General features: G+C 43.0%; 16 protein-coding genes and 16 tRNA genes. All 32 read left to right on the plus strand.

The window, feature by feature from the left end:
* Positions 1–227: 227 nt before the first annotated feature.
* The 32 genes from ACFQ2I_RS17215 to ACFQ2I_RS17370 all read left to right on the plus strand — a co-directional run bounded on the left by ACFQ2I_RS17215 (position 228) and on the right by ACFQ2I_RS17370 (position 20784).
* A tRNA-Asn gene (locus ACFQ2I_RS17215) sits at positions 228–303 on the plus strand.
* Between the two features lie 3 nt (positions 304–306).
* Positions 307–394 (plus strand) — tRNA-Ser (locus ACFQ2I_RS17220).
* Between the two features lie 40 nt (positions 395–434).
* Positions 435–509 (plus strand) — tRNA-Glu (locus tag ACFQ2I_RS17225).
* Positions 510–587: 78 nt separating this feature from the next.
* Positions 588–663: transfer RNA gene (locus ACFQ2I_RS17230), tRNA-Val, on the plus strand.
* A 12-nt stretch (positions 664–675) separates the two neighbouring features.
* Positions 676–752 (plus strand) — tRNA-Met (locus ACFQ2I_RS17235).
* A 35-nt stretch (positions 753–787) separates the two neighbouring features.
* A tRNA-Asp gene (locus tag ACFQ2I_RS17240) sits at positions 788–864 on the plus strand.
* 70 nt (positions 865–934) lie between these two features.
* Positions 935–1010, plus strand: a tRNA-Phe gene (locus tag ACFQ2I_RS17245).
* 15 nt (positions 1011–1025) lie between these two features.
* Positions 1026–1101: transfer RNA gene (locus ACFQ2I_RS17250), tRNA-Thr, on the plus strand.
* A 3-nt stretch (positions 1102–1104) separates the two neighbouring features.
* Positions 1105–1188, plus strand: a tRNA-Tyr gene (locus ACFQ2I_RS17255).
* 6 nt (positions 1189–1194) lie between these two features.
* Positions 1195–1268: transfer RNA gene (locus ACFQ2I_RS17260), tRNA-Trp, on the plus strand.
* 23 nt (positions 1269–1291) lie between these two features.
* Positions 1292–1367, plus strand: a tRNA-His gene (locus ACFQ2I_RS17265).
* A gap of 28 nt (positions 1368–1395) precedes the next feature.
* Positions 1396–1470, plus strand: a tRNA-Gln gene (locus tag ACFQ2I_RS17270).
* A gap of 5 nt (positions 1471–1475) precedes the next feature.
* Positions 1476–1550, plus strand: a tRNA-Gly gene (locus ACFQ2I_RS17275).
* Between the two features lie 6 nt (positions 1551–1556).
* Positions 1557–1630: transfer RNA gene (locus tag ACFQ2I_RS17280), tRNA-Cys, on the plus strand.
* Between the two features lie 14 nt (positions 1631–1644).
* Positions 1645–1721, plus strand: a tRNA-Arg gene (locus ACFQ2I_RS17285).
* Between the two features lie 22 nt (positions 1722–1743).
* Positions 1744–1827, plus strand: a tRNA-Leu gene (locus ACFQ2I_RS17290).
* Positions 1828–2032: 205 nt separating this feature from the next.
* Positions 2033–2251, plus strand: coding sequence for a TetR family transcriptional regulator (locus tag ACFQ2I_RS17295; RefSeq protein ID WP_377566361.1), 219 nt, complete (start codon positions 2033–2035; stop codon positions 2249–2251).
* 170 nt (positions 2252–2421) lie between these two features.
* Positions 2422–4653: a helix-turn-helix domain-containing protein gene (locus ACFQ2I_RS17300; protein WP_377566363.1), complete on the plus strand. Its 2232-nt coding sequence runs from the start codon at positions 2422–2424 to the stop codon at positions 4651–4653.
* Positions 4654–4826: 173 nt separating this feature from the next.
* Positions 4827–6452, plus strand: a complete 1626-nt coding sequence (locus ACFQ2I_RS17305; protein WP_377566365.1) for an extracellular solute-binding protein — start codon at positions 4827–4829, stop codon at positions 6450–6452.
* A 95-nt stretch (positions 6453–6547) separates the two neighbouring features.
* Positions 6548–7465, plus strand: a complete 918-nt coding sequence (locus tag ACFQ2I_RS17310) for an ABC transporter permease (RefSeq protein ID WP_377566367.1) — start codon at positions 6548–6550, stop codon at positions 7463–7465.
* Positions 7466–7497: 32 nt separating this feature from the next.
* Positions 7498–8370 (plus strand): carbohydrate ABC transporter permease, encoded by an 873-nt coding sequence (locus ACFQ2I_RS17315; RefSeq protein ID WP_377566369.1) that lies wholly within the window; start codon positions 7498–7500, stop codon positions 8368–8370.
* A 26-nt stretch (positions 8371–8396) separates the two neighbouring features.
* Entirely contained in the window at positions 8397–9932 is a 1536-nt protein-coding gene (locus tag ACFQ2I_RS17320; protein ID WP_377566371.1) for a CehA/McbA family metallohydrolase, read from the plus strand.
* Entirely contained in the window at positions 9929–10498 is a 570-nt protein-coding gene (locus ACFQ2I_RS17325; protein WP_377566373.1) for a histidine phosphatase family protein, read from the plus strand. Before ACFQ2I_RS17320 ends, ACFQ2I_RS17325 begins: the two co-directional genes overlap by 4 nt.
* Entirely contained in the window at positions 10495–11013 is a 519-nt protein-coding gene (locus ACFQ2I_RS17330) for a DUF2179 domain-containing protein (protein ID WP_377566376.1), read from the plus strand. The genes ACFQ2I_RS17325 and ACFQ2I_RS17330 overlap by 4 nt, the downstream gene beginning before the upstream one ends.
* Before the next feature lie 52 nt (positions 11014–11065).
* A complete protein-coding gene (locus ACFQ2I_RS17335) occupies positions 11066–11719 on the plus strand; it encodes a transaldolase family protein (protein ID WP_377566377.1) in 654 nt (217 codons plus the stop codon).
* Between the two features lie 21 nt (positions 11720–11740).
* Positions 11741–12670, plus strand: a complete 930-nt coding sequence (locus tag ACFQ2I_RS17340) for an ROK family protein (RefSeq protein WP_377566379.1) — start codon at positions 11741–11743, stop codon at positions 12668–12670.
* A 475-nt stretch (positions 12671–13145) separates the two neighbouring features.
* The gene (locus ACFQ2I_RS17345; RefSeq protein WP_377566381.1) at positions 13146–14705 is read left to right on the plus strand and encodes an extracellular solute-binding protein; all 1560 of its coding nucleotides are present in this window, start codon (positions 13146–13148) and stop codon (positions 14703–14705) included.
* A gap of 84 nt (positions 14706–14789) precedes the next feature.
* Entirely contained in the window at positions 14790–15725 is a 936-nt protein-coding gene (locus ACFQ2I_RS17350) for an ABC transporter permease (RefSeq protein WP_377566711.1), read from the plus strand.
* A gap of 1 nt (position 15726) precedes the next feature.
* Entirely contained in the window at positions 15727–16599 is an 873-nt protein-coding gene (locus ACFQ2I_RS17355; protein ID WP_377566383.1) for a carbohydrate ABC transporter permease, read from the plus strand.
* Positions 16600–16661: 62 nt separating this feature from the next.
* The gene (locus ACFQ2I_RS17360) at positions 16662–18176 is read left to right on the plus strand and encodes a hypothetical protein (RefSeq protein WP_377566385.1); all 1515 of its coding nucleotides are present in this window, start codon (positions 16662–16664) and stop codon (positions 18174–18176) included.
* 17 nt (positions 18177–18193) lie between these two features.
* The gene (locus ACFQ2I_RS17365) at positions 18194–19291 is read left to right on the plus strand and encodes a GNAT family N-acetyltransferase (protein WP_377566387.1); all 1098 of its coding nucleotides are present in this window, start codon (positions 18194–18196) and stop codon (positions 19289–19291) included.
* 29 nt (positions 19292–19320) lie between these two features.
* Positions 19321–20784: a hypothetical protein gene (locus tag ACFQ2I_RS17370; protein WP_377566389.1), complete on the plus strand. Its 1464-nt coding sequence runs from the start codon at positions 19321–19323 to the stop codon at positions 20782–20784.
* Positions 20785–20790: the final 6 nt, after the last annotated feature.

Here is a 20790-nt window from a genome sequence, read left to right on the forward strand (position 1 = left end):
CGAGGTTGATAGGTTCGAGGTGGAAGCACAGCAATGTGTGGAGCTGACGAATACTAATCGGTCGAGGGCTTATCCTACCTGCTTTCCGGTACTAATCGGGAGCAACCAGCTAAAGTAAGTAAGCAACTTTCGTATCCAGTTTTCAGGGTGCAAGCCTTGAACATCAATTGCATGGTTCAGTCTTTTCTGATGCGAGTCGAGAAGCCGAATCTGCGAAAAACTGTTATTCCCTGATAGCTCAGTTGGTAGAGCACACGGCTGTTAACCGTGTTGTCACAGGTTCGAGTCCTGTTCGGGGAGCCATATAGAGAGGTGTCCGAGTGGTCGAAGGAGCACGATTGGAAATCGTGTATACGGCAACGTATCGAGGGTTCGAATCCCTTCCTCTCTGCCAGTTACATTCAAGAAACAGCTTTTACTTTGCAACACTTTGAGGCCCGTTGGTCAAGGGGTTAAGACACCTCCCTTTCACGGAGGTAACAGGGGTTCGAATCCCCTACGGGTCACCAAAATCCCATTTAGTATTACTAAAAAAGAGTTGACGAATCAACTGAGAATGTGATAAAGTATAAAAGTCGCTCGATCATGGAGGATTAGCTCAGCTGGGAGAGCATCTGCCTTACAAGCAGAGGGTCGGCGGTTCGATCCCGTCATCCTCCACCATTAATTTAACGACGCGGGGTGGAGCAGCTCGGTAGCTCGTCGGGCTCATAACCCGAAGGTCGCAGGTTCAAATCCTGCCCCCGCAACCAAATCTTCTCGGACAAATAATCTGAGAGCAATACGTGGAGCTGTGGTGTAGAGGCCTAACATGCCTGCCTGTCACGCAGGAGACCGCGGGTTCGAATCCCGTCAGCTCCGCCACTGTACCCCAGGATATAGTGAGCCGAAGTGATGCTAATCATCATAAAGTAAGCTATTCATAAGGGCGTACGGCTCGGTAGCTCAGTTGGTAGAGCAGAGGACTGAAAATCCTCGTGTCGGCGGTTCGATTCCGTCCCGAGCCACCATTCAGTAATTTATATGCCGGTGTAGCTCAATTGGTAGAGCAACTGACTTGTAATCAGTAGGTTGGGGGTTCAAGTCCTCTCGCCGGCACCATGTGGAGGATTAGCGAAGTGGCCAAACGCGGGAGACTGTAAATCTCTTCCTTCGGGTTCGGTGGTTCAAATCCATCATCCTCCACCATTATGTAGGGGCATAGTTTAAAGGTAGAACAAAGGTCTCCAAAACCTTTGGTGTGGGTTCGATTCCTGCTGCCCCTGCCATTTCAATCGCATATGCGTTCATGGCGGTCGTGGCGAAGGGGTTAACGCACCGGATTGTGGCTCCGGCATTCGTGGGTTCAAGTCCCATCGATCGCCCCATTAACACATGAGATTGATACACAATTGTTGGGGATTAGCCAAGCGGTAAGGCAACGGACTTTGACTCCGTCATGCATAGGTTCGAATCCTATATCCCCAGCCATTTAAGCGGAAGTGGCTCAGCGGTAGAGCATCGCCTTGCCAAGGCGAGGGTCGCGGGTTCGATTCCCGTCTTCCGCTCCATAATACGGCGCCATAGCCAAGTGGTAAGGCAAAGCTCTGCAAAAGCTTTATCCCCAGTTCAAATCTGGGTGGCGCCTCCAGAATGAAATAGTGTGCGCCCTTAGCTCAGCTGGATAGAGCGTTTGACTACGAATCAAAAGGTCAGGAGTTCGAATCTCTTAGGGCGTGCCACCTTTCTTCAATTGAATAATGTGCCGGTGTGGCGGAATGGCAGACGCGTTCGACTCAAAATCGAATGGGGAGACCCGTGGAGGTTCGAGTCCTCTCACCGGTACCACTTACAAATCAAGGGTTCATTAGATGTTTTCATCTACTGAGCTTTTTTTGTTTTGTTCTGCTTTATTGTGATGACCGCATTGTGATCGTGTATTATTCAAATTGAAAAAAGCATATCACCCACACCTAAATAATACTATCGTATTATCTCGTTGTGAGTAATGAGAGCCTTTGCTACAATGGAGATATGACAAAAATTGTAGATCATGATCAAAGAAGATTACGGATTGCCGAGGCTGCTTTTGCGAAATATTGCCCGAGAGTCGGGATTGTCGCTAGGTGCTTTGTACCATTATTTCTCGACTCAGTATGATCTGATTGACTTCTTCATGAGGTTGGTGAAAGAGCGTGTGACATCCCGTATTAATGAACTAATCAGCATAGACATGCCGCTGTTTCAAAAGGTGCTAAAGATATTGCTATAGCTATTGCCTACGAATGAAATTAAGCTGGCAGAAATGGAGGGATTTCCGAGCATTTCTCCGCATCAGTTTCAACTAACCAGCGTGATCGACCTACTTTTCTTCCCAAATTCCCCCAACGACTATTTTCCGACTTATATGTGACGCATATAACAGCTTGGAAGGAGACTTCTATGAGGAATAAATGGCAACTGAGGCTATTATTTTCTTATATACCGGTATTCTTGATCATCGTATTATTTATTATGGCCATGGTATACTTAGTACTAATTGAAATATCCAAAAACCAAACCAGACGATCGCATGAAGTATTTACGAATCAAGTTATGCAATCGATTGACTTTCAATTAAAGGCAATCGATCAGCTGATGATGAAGGAAATAAGAAATAATAATCAGTTTCGCCAATTCCTCCAGGGAAATAATATGGATGATCCATATACTATATACGAAGTATCACGCGATTTAACTGCCATCGTACAAAGCACAAACTTAATTGATTCTATTTACATTGTTCGCTTATCTGATTGGATGGTCATCAGTGATCAACAAATGATTCCGAATATACATTTATTTGATGATGCTGATTATATCGAAGGAATGATAGAGCATTTGAATGTACACTCATGGAGTGGAGCCAGATCATACAAAGGCTATGTCGGAAGCGGTGAACGAAATGTAGTGACTTTAGTCCGGCAAGCGCCGCTATTTAGCGGTACGCAAGGAGTAGTAGCCATTAACGTAAACATCCGCTCGCTTCAACAATTAATAAATGAAATGTCCGGAACCAGATTTAGTTATGTACAATTGCAGGACGATAAGAGTCAAACCATTATTTTAACTAACAGAAGCGATAATCTATTAGACCATCGCGGCAAAACAGGTGAGGCCTATTCGACGTATACAGGCTGGATATTGATTTCCGGTTTTCAAGAATCAGGTATATTTGATTTCATGACAACGATATCTTATGTTTGGATTGGTTTAATCCTCAGTTCATTGCTAATAGGGGTTTATTGGTTTTGGTATTCAGTTAGGCGCAATTACAAGCCGATTAAGTCATTGCTCGATCGTATAGATTCTGAAGAGTTGTTCAATAAACAGGATTTCGGTATTGCACAGTCCCGCGATGAATTTTATACCATTGAATCATCTTTAAGCTATCTAGTTGATAAATATAATCATATCGAGAAAAAGTATGCCGAAGATAGCGTCTATAAAAAGAATCATATGTTTCTTCAATATATGCTTGGGAATGCAGATAGTATAAACAATGAGACGTTAACGGAATTAGGATTTAATAGTGACGAAGGTCGTTTTTGCTGCATTGTAGTCGAGATCGATCAATATACAAATTTTGTGAGTTGTTTCAACAGTAAAGATCAGGAGCTATTGAAGTATGTATTAAAGAAAACGACTGAAGAATCGGCAGAATCCTTTCATATTCCCAATTGGTCTGAATGGTTGGATCCTTTAAGGCTAGGCATCATTATTGAGCTGCAACAAGGGGGTTCAGAGGAGTCGATTGAGCATCTGCTGATTTGTGAACAAATTTCAAAATGGTGTAAAACCAATCTGAAATTTACAGTTACGATTGGTTTAGGCAACGAGGTGAATCAATTCAGTCAAGTTTCACAATCTGCTCATGAAGCTATAGAGTCTTTGGAATACAAAGCTATACTAGGTGATAATCGGATTATTCTATACAGCGAAATAGAACCAAAACGCTCTAATGGATCCCATGATCATATTCAACGGATTGTAGAGGCGATCGAAGCTTTTAAGCTGCGCGTTGAGCATTGGCAGACAAAGGTTCATGAAATGTTCGAGGGATTCCGTAATGATGTATTATCAAAAACAGAGCTCTTGCGCTACCTCAATTATTTTAATGTGCAACTAGATAATGAGATGATTCATCTGTCAAATGATATTCGGCATTACTGGAAAAACGGACCCATGCTACAACTATACGAATCGCTGGATAAGCTTGATGATTTATGGGAAGTTGAGCAGAGGCTAGTTGTTATCTTGCAGGATGTCGCGGAAAACATTATGAGGATAAACAATTCCCGTATTATTAATGATAAACATATTCGGATTAAAATGTTTATCGAAGATCATTTTTCAGATCCGAATATGTCGCTTCATATGGTTAGCGTACAATTTAATTTAAATCCAAGTCATTTAAGCCGATTATTCAAAGAAGAATTTAATGTGCGCTTTATAGACTACTTGACTAGCCTGCGCATAAATCGTGCAAAGCAGCTTTTAATAGAGACTGATCTCCCCATCAATGATATTGCTGAGAAAGTGGGATATATGCACGCATTTTCATTTATAAGAGCATTCAAGAAAAGCGAGAAACTCACACCTGGATATTATAGGAAAGTCAAAAATGGTGAATAGATAATTTTTGTGCAAAGGAGCTGGTAAAAGCTTCTTTTTTTTGTCCAAATAATTGTGTATAGGCGAAAAATTTATGTGGATTGACGATGTTAACGTTTGAAGGTTATAACAGGTATACATCGGTGGCCACCTGATGAACCCAAAAAGGACTAAACTTATGAGGGGGAAACAATGTGCTAAATTTTGTTAAGAAGAGCAATCTTATTATTTTATTATGCTTCCTCGTTACATTAGCAGCTTGCTCAAACAATTCAAATTCAACAGCAAAATCAGATCATGAAACGCCTGCAACACATACAGATGCTAAAGCAAATACAGAAACTAAAACGGAAGACTCGGAACCTTACTCATTTTCACTTGCACTCTCTAATGATAACTGGGATTATGCAAGGAATTTATCCAAGGATGATGTCTATACGAGCCGGTTAGCTGAATTAAGCGGCGTGCAGGTGGATTGGCAGTTCTTTGAAGGCGCAGACCGTAATGTAACGCTTGCTACTCGGCTTGCATCAAACGATATGCCGGATGTATTTCAATTGGATAGCTCCATCTTAATTCCCGAATTGGCAGGAGCAATTGATGGAGGAGCTATTCTGGCGCTGAATGATTTATTAAATGAGTACGGGAAAAACATTTTGGCAGCTTTTCCTGAGGAAGCTTGGAACAGTCCTAATGTAAGTAAGGACGGTAAAATTTTCGCAATTCCGAGAGAGGCGCCATCTTCACAACCTAGAGGGCTATATGTTCGCCAGGATTATCTGGATAAACTCAAGATGGACGCTCCACAAACAATGGATGAGTACTTGGCCTTTTTTGAAGCGGTGAAGAACACCGATTTGAATGGGAATGGCAAGAACGATGAAATCCCATTAGTTTTAACGAAAGAGCTTACTTTTTATAATTGGGTATTCGAAGGTTATTTTGGAGTGTTCCCAGATCAATGGCAATGGATGGACGGTCAAGCGTTACCAGATTTGATAAATCCGAAAATGATGGAAGTCGTGGCATTTTACAAGATGTTATATGATGAGGGTTATATAAACCAAGACATGTTTACTTTTACACTGGCTCAACGCGGAAGTTTTGTATTATCTCAGCCCGTGGCCTCTTACGTTCATGATTTCCATCACAGCGGGAAACTAGGTTATTATGGAAACCCTAACAATTACACGGAAGAAGGCGCTGAGATAACAGTATTGACAGGTCCGACAACATCGGAAGGCACAAAGCGCTTTGCGCCAGCAAGACTCCCATTTGTATATTTGTATATTATCAACTCCAAAGCAGATAGGCCTGAAGAAATCATTAAATATTTCGATTGGTTTTACTCGCAGGATCCAGAGGTGCGCGAATTTTTCCTTCATGGAGTTGAAGGGCACAATTTCACCAGAAATAGTGATGGTAGCATCAATTGGGACCCCAACGCGGAGCCTAACCCGGCTGAAAGAGGAGTTCATCAAGCTCTATTCTCACTGATTCGCGGCGACTTAAGGGCAAGCGAGGATTCCCTGGCTTTTGATCCAAACGCAGAGAAGGTTATCCAAGCCAGACGTGATACATTAGCAGCTGCAGACGATCGAGGAATATTCAAATATTTGCCTAAAATCAATGCATTAGTTGAAAATCCTCAATTGGGATATGGCGATGGCTCGTTATATGCCGATATGTTTGCGAAAGTTGTACTTGGCCGAGAGCCTATTGATAAAGCCTTTAATGAATTTGTTGATAAATGGAAGTCACAAGGCGGGGATGTTGCTATAAAAGAAGTAACAGAATGGTATAAGACAAATAGCAAGTAATGTTTCAGGAGAATCAGCTGTCGGTATATCTTTCAACCTCCGGATATACCGACTTGCTTTGCTGATGAGAATGAAAACTGAATGGAGCGAATGGAATGAATCGTTCAAGTATATGGAATAGAATTACATCGAATTCAAAGTTGAGCATCTTTATTATTGCTTTACCGGGAATGATTTATTTCTTGATGTTTAAATATTATCCTTTGATGGGAAATATCATTGTCTTTAAAAACTATGATTTATTTCAAGGTATTTGGGGCAGCCAGTGGATCGGATTCAACAACTTCGTTCGGATGTTTAGCTATGGAGAGTTTGTTGATGTACTTTCCAACACACTAATCATTAGTTTTTATATGTTGGTTTTTGGTTTTCCCGTACCGTTGATTTTGGCCTTGTTTATTAATGAAGTCCGTTCAATATGGTTTAAGCGAACGACTCAAACGATGTTGTATTTGCCTCATTTCTTATCATGGATTATTGTCGGCGGCCTATTTATCGAATTACTCGCGCCAAAGGGGATTCTTAACACAGTAGTGCTGAGTTGGTTAGGAATCGATCCGATTTACTGGTTGACGGACCCTCGATATTTCAGAGGTATACTGGTTATCGTTGGCATATGGAAGGAAGTCGGATGGGGTATGATCATTTATCTCGCTGCATTAGCCAGCATCAATCCCAATTTGTATGAAGCAGCGGTTGTCGATGGCGCAAACAGGTGGAAGCAAATGATTTATATTACACTGCCTGCTCTATTGCCTGCTATTGTCATCTTATTTTTACTGCGTATCGGAAATTTATTGGATCATAATGTTGAGCAGGTGCTTGTCTTTTTGAATCCGCTGGTTAGAGATGCGGGCGAAGTTATAGATACTTATATTTATCGCATCGGTCTTCAAGGCGCGCAGTATAGTTATTCGACAGCTATTGGGATCTTCAAATCTTTAATCGGTCTTATTCTGATCGTATCGGTAAATCAATTAAGCAAAAAAACCACAGGCGAGAGCATTTATTGACTCCGTTTGAATGCCTGAAAGGGGAAATCTTTATGCCTACTTATAAGTCAGAAAGATTATTTCTATTCATTAATAGTATGTGCATACTGGGGATAAGTCTGACGATGTTATTGCCCATGTTCCATTTGCTTTCCGTTTCCTTAAGCTCAAGTCAATATATTAGTTTGAATGAAGTTTTCTTGTTACCCAAAGGCTTTAATCTGAATGCGTATGAATATATTGCATCTCAGAATAGAATTTGGCGTTCGATGGGCGTGAGCATCTATATTACAGTTGTTGGTACATTAGTCTCATTATTGATTACAACGACAATGTCGTATGCGCTTTCGCGTTCCTATATGCCAGCGAGAAGCTTGATTTTAAAGCTGGTCCTGATAACCTTTATTTTTTCGATTCCATTAATCCCCTTTTTTCTGGTTGTCAGAGATTTTGGTTTTCTGAATTCACTTTGGTCCCTCATTATTCCAGCTGCATCCGGCGCGTATTACGTTATCATTATGAAAACTTTTTTTCAAGGATTATCTGCCGAGCTATTTGATGCAGGGAGAATAGACGGATGCAATGAGTTCGTCATGTTTGCGCGAATTGCGGTTCCTATGTCTATACCGGTCATTGCAACCATAGGTTTGTTTCATGCTGTTTATCAATGGAATTCATATTTCTACGCTATTATATTTATTCGTGACTCGTCCTTGTATCCAATTCAGATGCTGGTAAGGGAGATCGTTATATTAGAAAATTTGCAATCCAACTTAAGTAATTTTGGCTCAATGAATGAATTGACTCTTCCGGACCAGATCAAATCAAGTGTTATCTTGTTCGCGACGCTCCCCATTCTGATCGTATACCCTTTTATCCAAAAGTATTTTGTTAAAGGCGCGATGCTTGGTTCAATTAAAGAGTAAATGAGATAGAAAGTGGGGGAAACAATATGAAGCAGAAGAAAATCTATCATGATATCCATCCTGATGATAGCAATATTTTATTCGAAGTTGAGGCAAATAGCGATTGGATGGTATTTCGTTTTGATTTTGAAGAAAGTACAACCTACGGCGAGGTTCGATTCACAGACCCTAATGGACAGCAACGGTTTCTTTATTGGGATGTGTATTCGCCAAGAGAAGGGATTGTACACAAACATTTGCTGTACAACAGCTATTTAAGTGTCCCGGGAACAATTCCCGCCGGACATTGGGAAGTTGAATTTATCAAATTTCTTCCCAAACGTTTTGTATTGGAATGGGAGTTTGGAAATGGTGAGTTGCCCCAAAATATTCAATCGCCAAAGGCTGATCGTGATTATTGGACGGACGGCGCAAGTCCAGACGGGAAACATTTTACAATCAATCTATTCGACTGGAACCAATGTCATGATTCCAGGGCTGGTTGGTATAAAGGCGATTTTCATACGCACACCACACTATCTGATGGGAAGATGACACCGGAAGAACAAACAAAATTAGCGGAACAATTGGGGCTTGATTTCTTCGTCGTTACAGATCATAATCTACTGCCGTCTTCCTGGCCGAAAAGTCGTGTGCTTGTTATACCTGGTTCTGAGGTGACCTCTCATGGCAGAGGAGATTGGAATCTGCTCGGATTAACGCAGTCGCTTGATTTTTGGAGTATATTAGCCTTCGGAGAGAAAAAGCCTTCCGATCGTCAGTATCTAAAAAACCATAAACGTCTAAGGGAAATAACTGGACAATTGGGTGTAATCCGTTCTCTTAACCATCCTTTGATTGGCAAACACGGTTGGAACGCGCCGGATACATTGTTATCGATGGTTGATGCATTGGAGGTGTGGCAAAGCCCCTCAATGAGCAGACACATTAAGGCTAATGAAGGTTCATTATTGCTATGGACGTTGCTATGGAACGAAGGATACACGATAGTCGGTATCGGAGGATCGGATACGCATTATTATCCGGACGAACCCTTCGAAGAAGAAGATCTTCCTCAAGTTATAGGTGATCCCGCCAATTATGTGTTAGCCGATGAATTATCCCCGCGAGCCATCTTGAATGGCGTTAGCAAAAGACGCGTAATCGTATCCCGCGGACCTGAAGTAATGGCAACATATCAAGTTGGAAAGCAATTATTCCAAGTTGGTGATGACTTGTCTGAGGCGGTGCAATCGTCCGGAGAAATCGTCATTTGTCATATACAAATTAATAACGCGTTGGGAAGTACTGTGAATGTGATCGTAAACGGCACAGTGTTCATGCATGATGTAATTGTCAGTGACACTTATGTGCAAAAGTTTGAGCTATCCTGGCAGGATGATGCTTATAACTGGTGCAGATTTGATATTCGTGACATGCAAGGCAGATTGTTAGCTTTTACTAATCCCATATTCTCTGGATATAAACAACCGGACATCTTCACATGGCAGCACCTCTTGGACAAAGCGGATAAGATTGATACAACGATTAAAAAAATGTTGGATAAGGGGGCTGGGAAATGACAACAATTGGATTCATTAGACATGGGATAACGGATTGGAATATAGAGAAGAGAGATCAAGGGCAAATGGATATACCCTTAAACCAGGCAGGAATTCATCAGGCGCGTTCATTATCTGAACGTTTAAAGGGAGAAAGCTGGGATTTCCTGTATGCAAGCGATTTATCCCGCGCCAAACAAACCGCACAAATAATAGCCGATGTTTTGGGTATACAGGTGCAAACAGATGTTAGATTACGTGAGATTCACTGCGGTGAAAGGGAGGGGACTACTTTAGAAGATAGAATTTCGAAATGGGGGCCACACTGTGAAGCGATGGACCTAGGTGTCGAAACGCATGAATCCGTCATTAATCGCGGCTTGGCGGCCATAAAGGATATCATTGAAAGCCATCCTGATAAGCGGATCTTAATCGTTAGTCACGGGACTATGATTGAGTTGCTTTTGACACAGTTGATTCCACAGCAAGCTGCGGAAGAGATTAAAAATACGGCGTTGACGATGATTACTCAAATGAATGGCGGCTGGAAATGTGTGTTATACAACTGCATCGAACATATAGGATGAACGATGTGCTTATCACGATTATAGTTATTCTTATCATCAATTCGGCGTATATGTCTATTTTTACAATGCGTATTATGCTCGTAATGAAAGGTTATCGCTTCGGAGCTTCTATTCTCAGTGTGGTTGAGGTTTATATTTATGTTATGGGGTTAAAAATCGTATTGGACAATATCGATAAGCCATTAAATCTGTTGGCTTATTGTATAGGCTGGGGCGGTGGTGTTTATGTCGGATCAAAGATAGAGGAATTACTTGCACTGGGTTATGTTTCGATGCAGATTGTAGTAGATAGCGTATCGAACAGAGTTCCAATTATTCTTAGAGAGGGAGGATTTGGAGTTACAAGCTGGGTGGCTGACGGCAAAGAAGGTCAGCGTCTTGTTATGCAAGTATTGGCGAAACGCAGTGATGAAAAAAAACTGTTCAAGGTCATCGAAGAAAACGCACCTAAAGCTTTTGTGATCTCATATGAAGCTAAAAATTTAAAAGGCGGGTTCTGGACGAAACGGTTGTAAAAAGTTCTCCATTTTGCTTGGAATAAAAAATGTTAATGGATGGGGTGTAGAGATGAAATTGTGGATATGTGGGAATGATCTGCAGGAGATGAAGCGGTGGATGGACTATGGCATTTTCGAGGGTATCTTGACCAATCCGGATATTGTTGCGGCTTCCGGCATTAATCGCAAGGCTTATTTCAAGAAGCTATGTGCAATTTCTGATGGGCCAGTCTTCTACCAACTGGAAACAACGACAGAGGAAGATATGCATAAAGATGCGATAAGCATGTTGCAAGTGGACGAGAAAATTAAAATTAAAGTACCTGCTTCTCGCGCAGGAATGGGGGTTATGTCCACGCTTGCACGCGATGGCCATGATGTTCTTGCGACCTGTGTGCCGGATTTATCGACACTGTTGTTAAGTGTTAAGTTTGGTGCAAAGTGGATTACGCCTTACGGTTCACTATGGAATCCATTTGTTCAAGAGGATAAAGAATCCCTTTTGCGAGAGTTACAAGCTGTTGTATTGGAGAAAAATCTGGAAGCGGAAATTATCGTGGGTATCAAGGATCCTTCAGAGCTAAGACGGTTCGCATTAGCGGGAATTTCTTCTTTCTTTATTTGGGTGCAGGATTTACCGGGATTTTTTGATTTGCCGATGGTAATACGAGCAGAAGAGAGCTTTGCAAACAGTTGGTTGTCTATTCATGAATTCGGATTATAGGATTCATAGGGAGGTATCGGTATGGCATACTTAGGGTTCGAAAGCGGTGGAACCAAGCTTGTGGTTACACTGTCCATTAATGGCTCCGATATCGTTGAATCAAGAGTGATTAAACGTCCTCATGACGCGCAAGCCTTAGATAGCCTGCAAGCATTGATGCAAACCGGGCAAGCATTGCTTCGGGATCACCAGATTTCTGACCTTGCGGCAATCGGTTTCGGATTTGGCGGTAATGTGAATCAGCTATTGAATCAACCTTCTTTGTGTATGCATGAAGCAGGTTGGGAGTCTCTGTCAGCACGTGAAGTTCTTGAGGAAGCTTTTAGCGTGCCTGTATATGTCTTGAATGATTGTGATGCCGCGGCATTAGCTGAAGCGAAAGCGGAGTTGAATCGTAATGTCCAGCATTTCTATTATGTGACCCTTGGTACAGGAGTCGGAGGAGCGTTCTATACAAATGGTGATATATTCCACACTTCACCTGCCGGCAATGCGGAAATCGGGCATATCATGGTAGACGAAAGCGGGAATATTGCTTGCCCGTGCGGTAATAAGGGTTGCTTGGAAGCGGTTTGCTCCGGACCGGGATTGCTCCAGTTATCCAAGCTTCTTTATCCAAGAGCAGGGATTTCACGTGCGGAGGAAGTTACGCAAGGCTATGTTGAAAATGATGAGGCTTGTATTGCCATAATGGATAAGTATACAGAGTATCTTGGCAAGGGGATGGCTGCAGTCATTACGTTGTTTCATCCTGAACGGATTATACTTGGGGGTGGACTGGGGAGCTTCGTATCGACCGTGTTGCACGATAAGTTGATCAGAATTGTGGAAGCCAGATGTTATCCGTTGTTTCGTGGCAGTGTATCAATTCACCCATGGCAAGTTTGTGAGGGTGCGGTCAGCCTGGGTGCAATATTTTATGCGAAACAGCAACTAATGGAACGATCTTAATTTCTTGAAATATAGGAAAGCATAAGTTTCACACTATTCCCACGCCTATATTTCTATGAGAGCACGTACTTACTTAAATAAGGACGCGCAACGTTTCTTCTTGGAACAGATACAGCAGTGACAAAGTAAGTGTCATTGTTGCAGCTACTCAGTTGAACCGCTAAAAACTTTCTTCGGACGATGGAAGCGGTTCGTTTATCATTACCGGTACCACATTAACAACTGAAAGCTCATTAGATTGATATCTAATGAGCTTTTTGCTTTTCATGAAACGGATAGCAATATAGCGATACTTAAACGTTGGGCAAGGGGGTTGATTATACTTCGGCGATTGAGTCATAAGATGCCTGCCATTTAGCTGTTATGCTTAAATATACAGTTTTTTATAATCATCTTACAATTGTACGATTGTATTATGACGTAATACTCTCCATGATAGACGTGTAGCGCAATTAAAAATTCAGGGGGGAAGGCTATGAGGCATTTTTCAAAAAAAGGCAAGGTCAGCATCGTGATGTGCATCCTACTATTGTTGTTGGCAGCATGCGCAAACAATTCGGAAGGAGACAACTCCACATCAGTAAAAGAAACGGATGATGTTGAAACAAAACCGGTCAAACTGGTGTTTGTCAGCAATGATCCGGTAAATAACAATCGCCCGGGAGATGTGCAAGACAAGGTTCATGAAATCATTCTGGAGAAGCTCGGTGTAGATCTGAATGCGATATTACCGGCAACTAGAGATGAAGTGTCCCAACGGATTAACCTCATGTTGTCGTCCGGACAACAGCTGGATTATTTCAAAACTCAAATGGCTAAGGCTCTGGAGCTATATAAAAATGACGCCATTGTGCCTCTCAATGATCTGCTCGATCAACATGGGGAGAATTTGAAAAAGGCTATCCCGACAGATTTATGGGATAAAGCTACCGTAGACGGGAAAATAATAGGGATTCCCTCTATCCCTCAGAATACGACACCTAATGTCTTGCAAATTCGCACAGACTGGTTGGAAAATTTAAATCTGCCTATGCCGAAAACGATAGCAGATTATGAGAATGTGATGGATCAATTTGTAAATGCAGATCCGGATCAAAACGGAAAACAGGATACTTATGCCCTGAATGCAGGCAACGGCGGGACCATTGAAGAGCTGGAAAGGGCATTTGGGCCCTTCTTCATGGAACAAGGGATGGAATGGTGGCAGGATGAGCAAGGAAAACTGCTTCCTCCGGAAATGAATCCCGCATACAAAGACATGATGGCTAAATTTATGGAATGGAACAATAAAGGATATATTTGGCCGGAAATGATTTTATCGAAACGCGACAGTCGGGTGAAAGCTATTGCCAATAACAAGATAGGCTCGGTTGCCGGCTGGTATACGTCTACGATCGTCGGCGGATTGGAGGTTCTGGTCAAATCGGTTCCGGAGGCCAATTACGTACCTATTCTACTGCAGGGATCGGGCATAAATAAACTGGATAAGGTCCCTGTCGATCCTAGTGTTGTTGTCATTACAAAAAGCAGCAGCAATCCGGAAGCGGTCATGAAATTTTTCGACTTTGCCGCAACTCGTGAAGGATTCGAATTAACGACATTGGGCATTGAAGGAGAAAGTTATAAGAAATTACCGAATGAGTTGACGGAATATATTGGCGAAGCCAAGAACGATTGGAATAAAGCAAAGTACTATTACTTGTACGCTCCATTTACGTATGTCAAATTTGAAGGTGTTCCGCCTTGGACCATGGATAGCTGGCTGGAGTCCCAGTATAGAAAGGTATTGGATCTTACCGAACAGCTTCCAAGCTTTCAGGCCGTTGATTACAATGTCGTCTATGATAAATCGCAATGGAGCTCTTTCTCCAAACTGAATGACCTGGACACCTATTTGTTGGAGCAGAAGGTCAAAGTGTTTTTAGGAGAGGTTCCTCTGAGCGATTGGGATACGATCATAACAAAATGGAACGAAATTGGCGGCAACCAAATGATAGAAGATCGCAACGCTCAATTCAACGCATTTAAAAAATAACGATATAAGATCATGCTTTCACTTGCCTCATATAGGAGGCAAGTGGAGCTGATCAGTTATTGAGGAGTTTTTATATTGCGAACAATGATGAAAAGGTCCGGAAACGGTACGTTCTTTTATAATCTTCGGAAATACAGGCACCTCTATTTTCTTATATTGCCGGGATTCGTTTACTTTATTGTATTCCACTATATCCCGATGTTTGGCGTCGTGATTTCTTTCCAGAACTTTCAACCATTCAGCGGCCTTCAGAAAATGATTTTTCAACCTGAGTGGGTGGGATTAAGACACTTTCAAACCTTTTTTAATTCCTTTTACTTTAACAGGCTTCTGACGAACACGCTTCTGATTAGCGGTTACAAACTACTGTTTGGTTTTCCGGCAGCGATTATTTTGGCGCTTATGATCAATGAGGTCACTCATAACGGATTCAAAAGAATGGTGCAAACGATATCCTATTTGCCGCACTTTTTGTCATGGGTCATTATTACAGGAATGCTAGTGACGATGTTGGCCCAAACGACGGGACCTATTAATACGATTATTACTGCTTTTGGCGGCACACCAATCGCTTTTTTAGGAGAAACGGGTTATTTTCGCAGTATTCTTGTAGCCAGTGATATGTGGGCCAAAGTAGGCTGGGGGAGCATTCTATATTTGGCTGCTTTGTCCGGCATCAATCCGGCATTATATGAAAGCGCGCGCATGGATGGAGCTAATCGATTGCAACAGGCAATACACATCAGTTTACCGGGAATATCCCATATTATCACGATTACGCTCGTTTTATCTGTAGGTGACATTTTGAATGCGGGATTCGAACAAGTGGTTCTGTTGTACTCTCCTGTCGTGTACAGTGTCGGAGATATTATTGATACGTATGTGTATCGTGAAGGCTTGTTGAACAGCAATTTTTCTTATGCGGCGGCGATAGGCATGTTTAAGAATGTGGTAGGTTTAATATTCTTGCTGGTGACCAACTATGCCGTGAAACGGATGGGTAAAGAAGGGATCTGGTGAAATGAAGAAATTAAAAATATTCGATCTTATAAATGGCGCCGCGCTTATCGTATTTTCATTGCTCATCGTGTTCCCATTCATTATCCTGATTAATCAGTCCTTCATGTCCAATGAGACGATTATGAGTGAAGGCTATACCTTATTTCCGAAAGAGATTGTATTTCATGCCTACAATTATTTGCTCGTAGAAAACGCCTTTATTTATAAAGGATTGTTCGTTAGTGTGTTCATTACTTCAGTTGGCACTTTGTTTTGCTTATGCTTTACGTGCTCGCTTGCCTTTGGTTTGTCAAAAAAGCATTTGCCTTATCGTAAATTCATTACGATCGTCGTTCTAATCACCATGTTCTTCAGTGGAGGATTGATCCCGAATTATTTGCTGATAACGGCAATGGGGCTTAAAGATTCGCTTTTGTCGCTTATTGTTCCCGTTCTCATCAGCCCTTGGTATATGTTCCTGATTCGCAACTTCTTTATGGAAATTCCGCATGAAATTGAAGAGTCTGCTCAAATGGACGGAGCAACCGAGTACTATATTTTATGGAAAATTGTCGTTCCGATCTCTCTTCCCGCGATCGCCACAATAGGTTTGTTTTATATGGTGTGGCATTGGAATAGCTGGTTTCCGGCATCCATTTACTTGGATTCCCAATCGAAATTCCCGCTGCAGCTGGTTCTCAAGCAAATCATATCCAACCTGGATGTTTCCGATAAGGGCGAATCGACCGAAACCCTGGATCGGATTATGAGATTGCCTGAAGAAAGCGTGAAAGCGGCGGCTACATTAATTACAAGCCTTCCAATCGTTTGCGTCTATCCATTTATTCAAAAGTACTTTGTCAAGGGGATTGTAGTTGGATCGATCAAGGGGTAACGATAAAAAAATACAAAGCGATGTATGCAGCTCGAAATCATGAAACTGAGGAGTGCTTAAACATGATAGAAAATATAGGTTCAAGAAGAGAACTATTTCTGGATGATGATTTGATTCATTCAACAACAGCGAGATTGATGCTGCAAAAACCTGTGAAAAGGGATGTGTGTTTTCGTTTTGACGCTCCTCACGAGGGGAACGGCAACTTATTCCCCGTCCTGATCAAGGATAATGACAAATACCTTCTCTATTATATAGCCGCACATCGAAATAGCGAGGATGGGAAGGTGGACTACACGACTAAAGAAAATCGGGATAACTACCCGTTATATGCCTGCTGCATCGAAAGCCAAGATGGCATCAACTGGACTCGTCCATCTATAGGCGCTGTAGAGGTTAATGGGAGCACGGACAATAATATTGTGCTGTATAAGGCTGATCTGGACAACTTTGTGCCGTTCATAGACGACAATCCTCATTGCCCTCCCGACGAACGATTTAAAGCGATTGAAGCCAATAGGAAGGTGCCGTTCGATTACAGCATGCGAAGAAAATTGTACAGATTTAAATCGGCGGACGGCTATCAATGGAAGCCGATGTCTGATGAGCCGTTATCCGTTCCCGGAAACTTTGACTCTTCGAACTTGGCGTTCTGGGATGCCGAGCGGCAGAAATATTGGGCGTATGTGCGCAACTTCCACAAAATTTCCGTCGATGATACAAGCGATGAAGCCAATGAGGATGCCGTCGATGATACAGGCGAAGGGATTCGCGATATCAGATGGTGTGAATCGACCGACTTCCAGAACTGGAGTGAACCAGAGCTGCTTGATTTCGAAGGAGGTCTCGATATTCCGCTCTATGTAAGCGCAGTAACGCCATATTATAGAGCGCCGCATATTTTTCTGGGATTTCCGGCGCGGTATGTGGAGAGAAAACATTGGTCTCCCGCTTTTGACCAAATGTCGGACCCGGAACATCGCAAAAATCGTATGCTGCACCATCCTCGCTATGGATTGGCAATAACGGATTGTCTGCTGATGTCAAGTCGCGACGGGAAAAGGTGGAGAAGGTCTGATGACGCGTATCTGACGCCTGGCATCACAAGCGACCATAACTGGGTGTATGGCGATTGTTTCCTGACGATCGGAATGCAGGAAACGAAATCGGATACGGTGGGAGAACCGAACGAAATTTCAATGTATGCGTTCGAAAACAACTGGAAAGATCAATGCTTGCTTCGCCGCTATACGATACGCCAGGACGGATTTATGTCACTTAGGGCCGATGCTGTCGGCCATGAGACATTAACGAAACCGTTCACCTTCGAGGGCGGACAACTGACATTGAATGTGTCGACGTCAGCTGTAGGAGGCATGAAAGTTGAACTGCAGGATATTAGCGGCAAGACGATTCCAGGGTATTCTCTGGAGGAATGTGACGAGATCTTCGGTGACAGATTGGACTATATCGTATCGTGGAACGGAAAATATGATGTTTCTCCTTTGGTTGGCCAAGCGATCCGCATGCGATTTTTTATGAAAGACGTTGATCTGTATTCCTTCAAATTTGATTGAGTAAGCAGGAGGAGATTATGATTAGCTATCAGTCGATTGACGGTCCGCGAGCCTGTGAAAGAACGGAGTTGTCCGATGTCATTCAACTGGTCGACAGCATTATGCGTTCCGGAAGCGAGCAAAGCGTGTTGACCGATTACCCTTTGGTGTATGAAGATCATAACTTGGACAATGTGCGCATCATCAAGGCGGACAACCAGGTTGTATCAGTTGTCCCTTTTATTCCGCGGCAAATAGAACTGGAGGGGTGCGAATGGACTGTCGGGATCATCTCCCCAACGGCAACATCGCCCCATCACAGAAGAAAGGGTTATGCGTCAACATGCCTGCAGGATTGCATCAATCTGATGGATGGGAAGGGGATAGAGCTGTCTGTATTATGGACAAAGGTCGAAACCTTCCCGTTCTATGAATCTGCAGGTTATTGCGCGGTTCAAAATCAGGGATATCAATATAGATGCGAAAAGAATGACGTCCATCGCTTCAAAAATGATGGCGATGAAATTGTAGAGCTGGAATTGTCCAGAAATCCCGAATGGCTCGAAAGCATTCAGTTCATGCATCAGAAGGAAGCTAGTCATGTTGTGCGAAGGACGAAAGAATACCGATACTTATTTACTCTTCCTGAGATGAAGACATTGCTTGCGGTACGCAATGGAATACCCACCGCCTATCTGGTTGTAAGTCAAGCCGTCAATAAGCCCGGTCTGATCGAAGGGGGCGGCGATGAAAACTCGCTTGAGTCGCTTTTGCATTTTGTACTGCAAGGTCTGGGAGACACTGCGTCCATAACCGGATATGCTTACTTGACATCGAGCGTATTAGGCAATGTATTGGAGAGAAAGCTGGCAAGTAAACGTAGGATCATGGATGAAGCTCCAATGATGATCAGGATAAACCAGAAGGAAAAGTTTATTGGAAAGATAAGCAAACTTATCGAATGCAAGAACCAAGGAAGGGGATGGGGGCTTTCTCATCAAGATCTCATGGGAATGTCAAGGAGAGACTTGACTTCAGTCCTATTTGGACGGTATGGGGATGGCCCCGTTCAACCAGCAGAGCGATCAGAGCGTTTTCCACTGGCTTTCCCTATCTGGCTGCTGGACCGCAGTTGATGAAATCTAATACGGGGAGAGAAAAATGAATGAAGACGTTGTTTGTTTTTGACGATCACGCGATACCCTTCCGATCCAATGTGGACCTTACCTTGCTTCAGGGGGTCAAATATTCCGGAAATCCTGTTCTGAGACGGGGAAAGCCTGGCGAGCCCGATGCCCGCTGGGCAAGGCTGTGGGGAGGAACCGTGCTGCGGGACAAAGGGAAGTTCAGGATGTGGTACAGCGGTGCGGGTTCCGTACAAGAGTGGATGCTGATGACATTCAAAATGCTTTATGCGGAAAGTGATGACGGCATTCATTGGGTGAAGCCTGATCTCTCACTGGCCGAATACAATGGCTCAAAGTCCAATAATATTGTCAATATCGAGTATCCTGTTGAGATGCCGGCTGTCATGATAGATGAAGGCGAGGATATACCGGCAGAGGAAAGATACAAAATGTTCTCTGAAAACCTCAAAGGAGAAAAATCACTGCCATTCGTTGCAGTTAGCCCGGATGGAATTCATTGGGAGGTTGTTGCGCATCCCAAACATCGAGGCGTCGCCTTATACAAGTTCAACGGCTATTACCATTCCTCGTTTGTTCTGTATACCCCTGAGTTGCCGGGCGGCTATCCTGGAGGACGGGTTATGGGAACGATCAGGTCAAGGGACTACAAAAATTGGACCGGGGAACCATGTGTGGCTTTTCACAGAGCCAATTATTTTATGAATCCGCCTGATATATCCGAGCAGGTACATACTCCGGCCGGATTCTGGAATCGGGGAAATGTGATCCTGGGCGTCTATGGACAAATTCATCAAATAGAAGCAAAAACCGGGACCAAATTTGCGAGGGCAGGCAGCGGAATGGAAGATACGACCGAGGATCTTGGCCTTATATTAAGCAATGACGGTATCCATTTCAGAGAGGCCATACCTGGATTTAAATTTGTTGGCAGAGGGGAAAAGGGCGAATGGGACGGAGGTTCGTTGGTACCGGCCAATTCATTTGTAAACACCGGTGATTTTACTTATTTATATTATGGGGCATGGCAGAATGGCATGTGCTTTGATAATTCCGCGGGGGACGTTGGTTTGGCTTATTGGAGACGTGATTCCTTCGGATATGTCAGAATTAGAAATGCCGACGAATCGGCTGTCATCCAGACGGAGGCGATAGAGGCTACCGGAAGAGGAAGAAAAATTTATGTGAATTTCGATATGGACAGTTTCCGGGAAGGCTGCGGCTTGAAGTTCGAGCTTGTGGATCCGTCCGGACGAGTATTGCCGGGATATTCGGAAGAAGAAAGCGTGATGTGCAGTAATCCCGGTCTTTTCCGGCAGGTTCGATGGAAAGAGCATCAAGGTATTGACAAGGATGTACTTGTATCGGTGGAATTACGAGTGATATTGGTAACCAATGGAGATCGTACTCCCTATCTTGATACATGCTCATCGCCTTTATTGTATTGCATTTACATTGCTGATGAAAACGAAAATTTGGAGTAATGGAGA

This window comes from Paenibacillus chungangensis (assembly GCF_042675905.1).
GTDB lineage: Bacteria > Bacillota > Bacilli > Paenibacillales > Paenibacillaceae > Pristimantibacillus > Pristimantibacillus chungangensis.

Coding starts and splice junctions, on each gene's coding strand:
- ACFQ2I_RS17295 (WP_377566361.1), top strand. CDS start 2,033: ATGATCAAAGAAGATTACGGATTGCCGAGGCTGCTTTTGCGAAATATT.
- ACFQ2I_RS17300 (WP_377566363.1), top strand. CDS start 2,422: ATGAGGAATAAATGGCAACTGAGGCTATTATTTTCTTATATACCGGTA.
- ACFQ2I_RS17310 (WP_377566367.1), top strand. CDS start 6,548: ATGAATCGTTCAAGTATATGGAATAGAATTACATCGAATTCAAAGTTG.
- ACFQ2I_RS17315 (WP_377566369.1), top strand. CDS start 7,498: ATGCCTACTTATAAGTCAGAAAGATTATTTCTATTCATTAATAGTATG.
- ACFQ2I_RS17320 (WP_377566371.1), top strand. CDS start 8,397: ATGAAGCAGAAGAAAATCTATCATGATATCCATCCTGATGATAGCAAT.
- ACFQ2I_RS17325 (WP_377566373.1), top strand. CDS start 9,929: ATGACAACAATTGGATTCATTAGACATGGGATAACGGATTGGAATATA.
- ACFQ2I_RS17330 (WP_377566376.1), top strand. CDS start 10,495: ATGAACGATGTGCTTATCACGATTATAGTTATTCTTATCATCAATTCG.
- ACFQ2I_RS17335 (WP_377566377.1), top strand. CDS start 11,066: ATGAAATTGTGGATATGTGGGAATGATCTGCAGGAGATGAAGCGGTGG.
- ACFQ2I_RS17340 (WP_377566379.1), top strand. CDS start 11,741: ATGGCATACTTAGGGTTCGAAAGCGGTGGAACCAAGCTTGTGGTTACA.
- ACFQ2I_RS17345 (WP_377566381.1), top strand. CDS start 13,146: ATGAGGCATTTTTCAAAAAAAGGCAAGGTCAGCATCGTGATGTGCATC.
- ACFQ2I_RS17350 (WP_377566711.1), top strand. CDS start 14,790: ATGATGAAAAGGTCCGGAAACGGTACGTTCTTTTATAATCTTCGGAAA.
- ACFQ2I_RS17355 (WP_377566383.1), top strand. CDS start 15,727: ATGAAGAAATTAAAAATATTCGATCTTATAAATGGCGCCGCGCTTATC.
- ACFQ2I_RS17360 (WP_377566385.1), top strand. CDS start 16,662: ATGATAGAAAATATAGGTTCAAGAAGAGAACTATTTCTGGATGATGAT.
- ACFQ2I_RS17365 (WP_377566387.1), top strand. CDS start 18,194: ATGATTAGCTATCAGTCGATTGACGGTCCGCGAGCCTGTGAAAGAACG.
- ACFQ2I_RS17370 (WP_377566389.1), top strand. CDS start 19,321: ATGAAGACGTTGTTTGTTTTTGACGATCACGCGATACCCTTCCGATCC.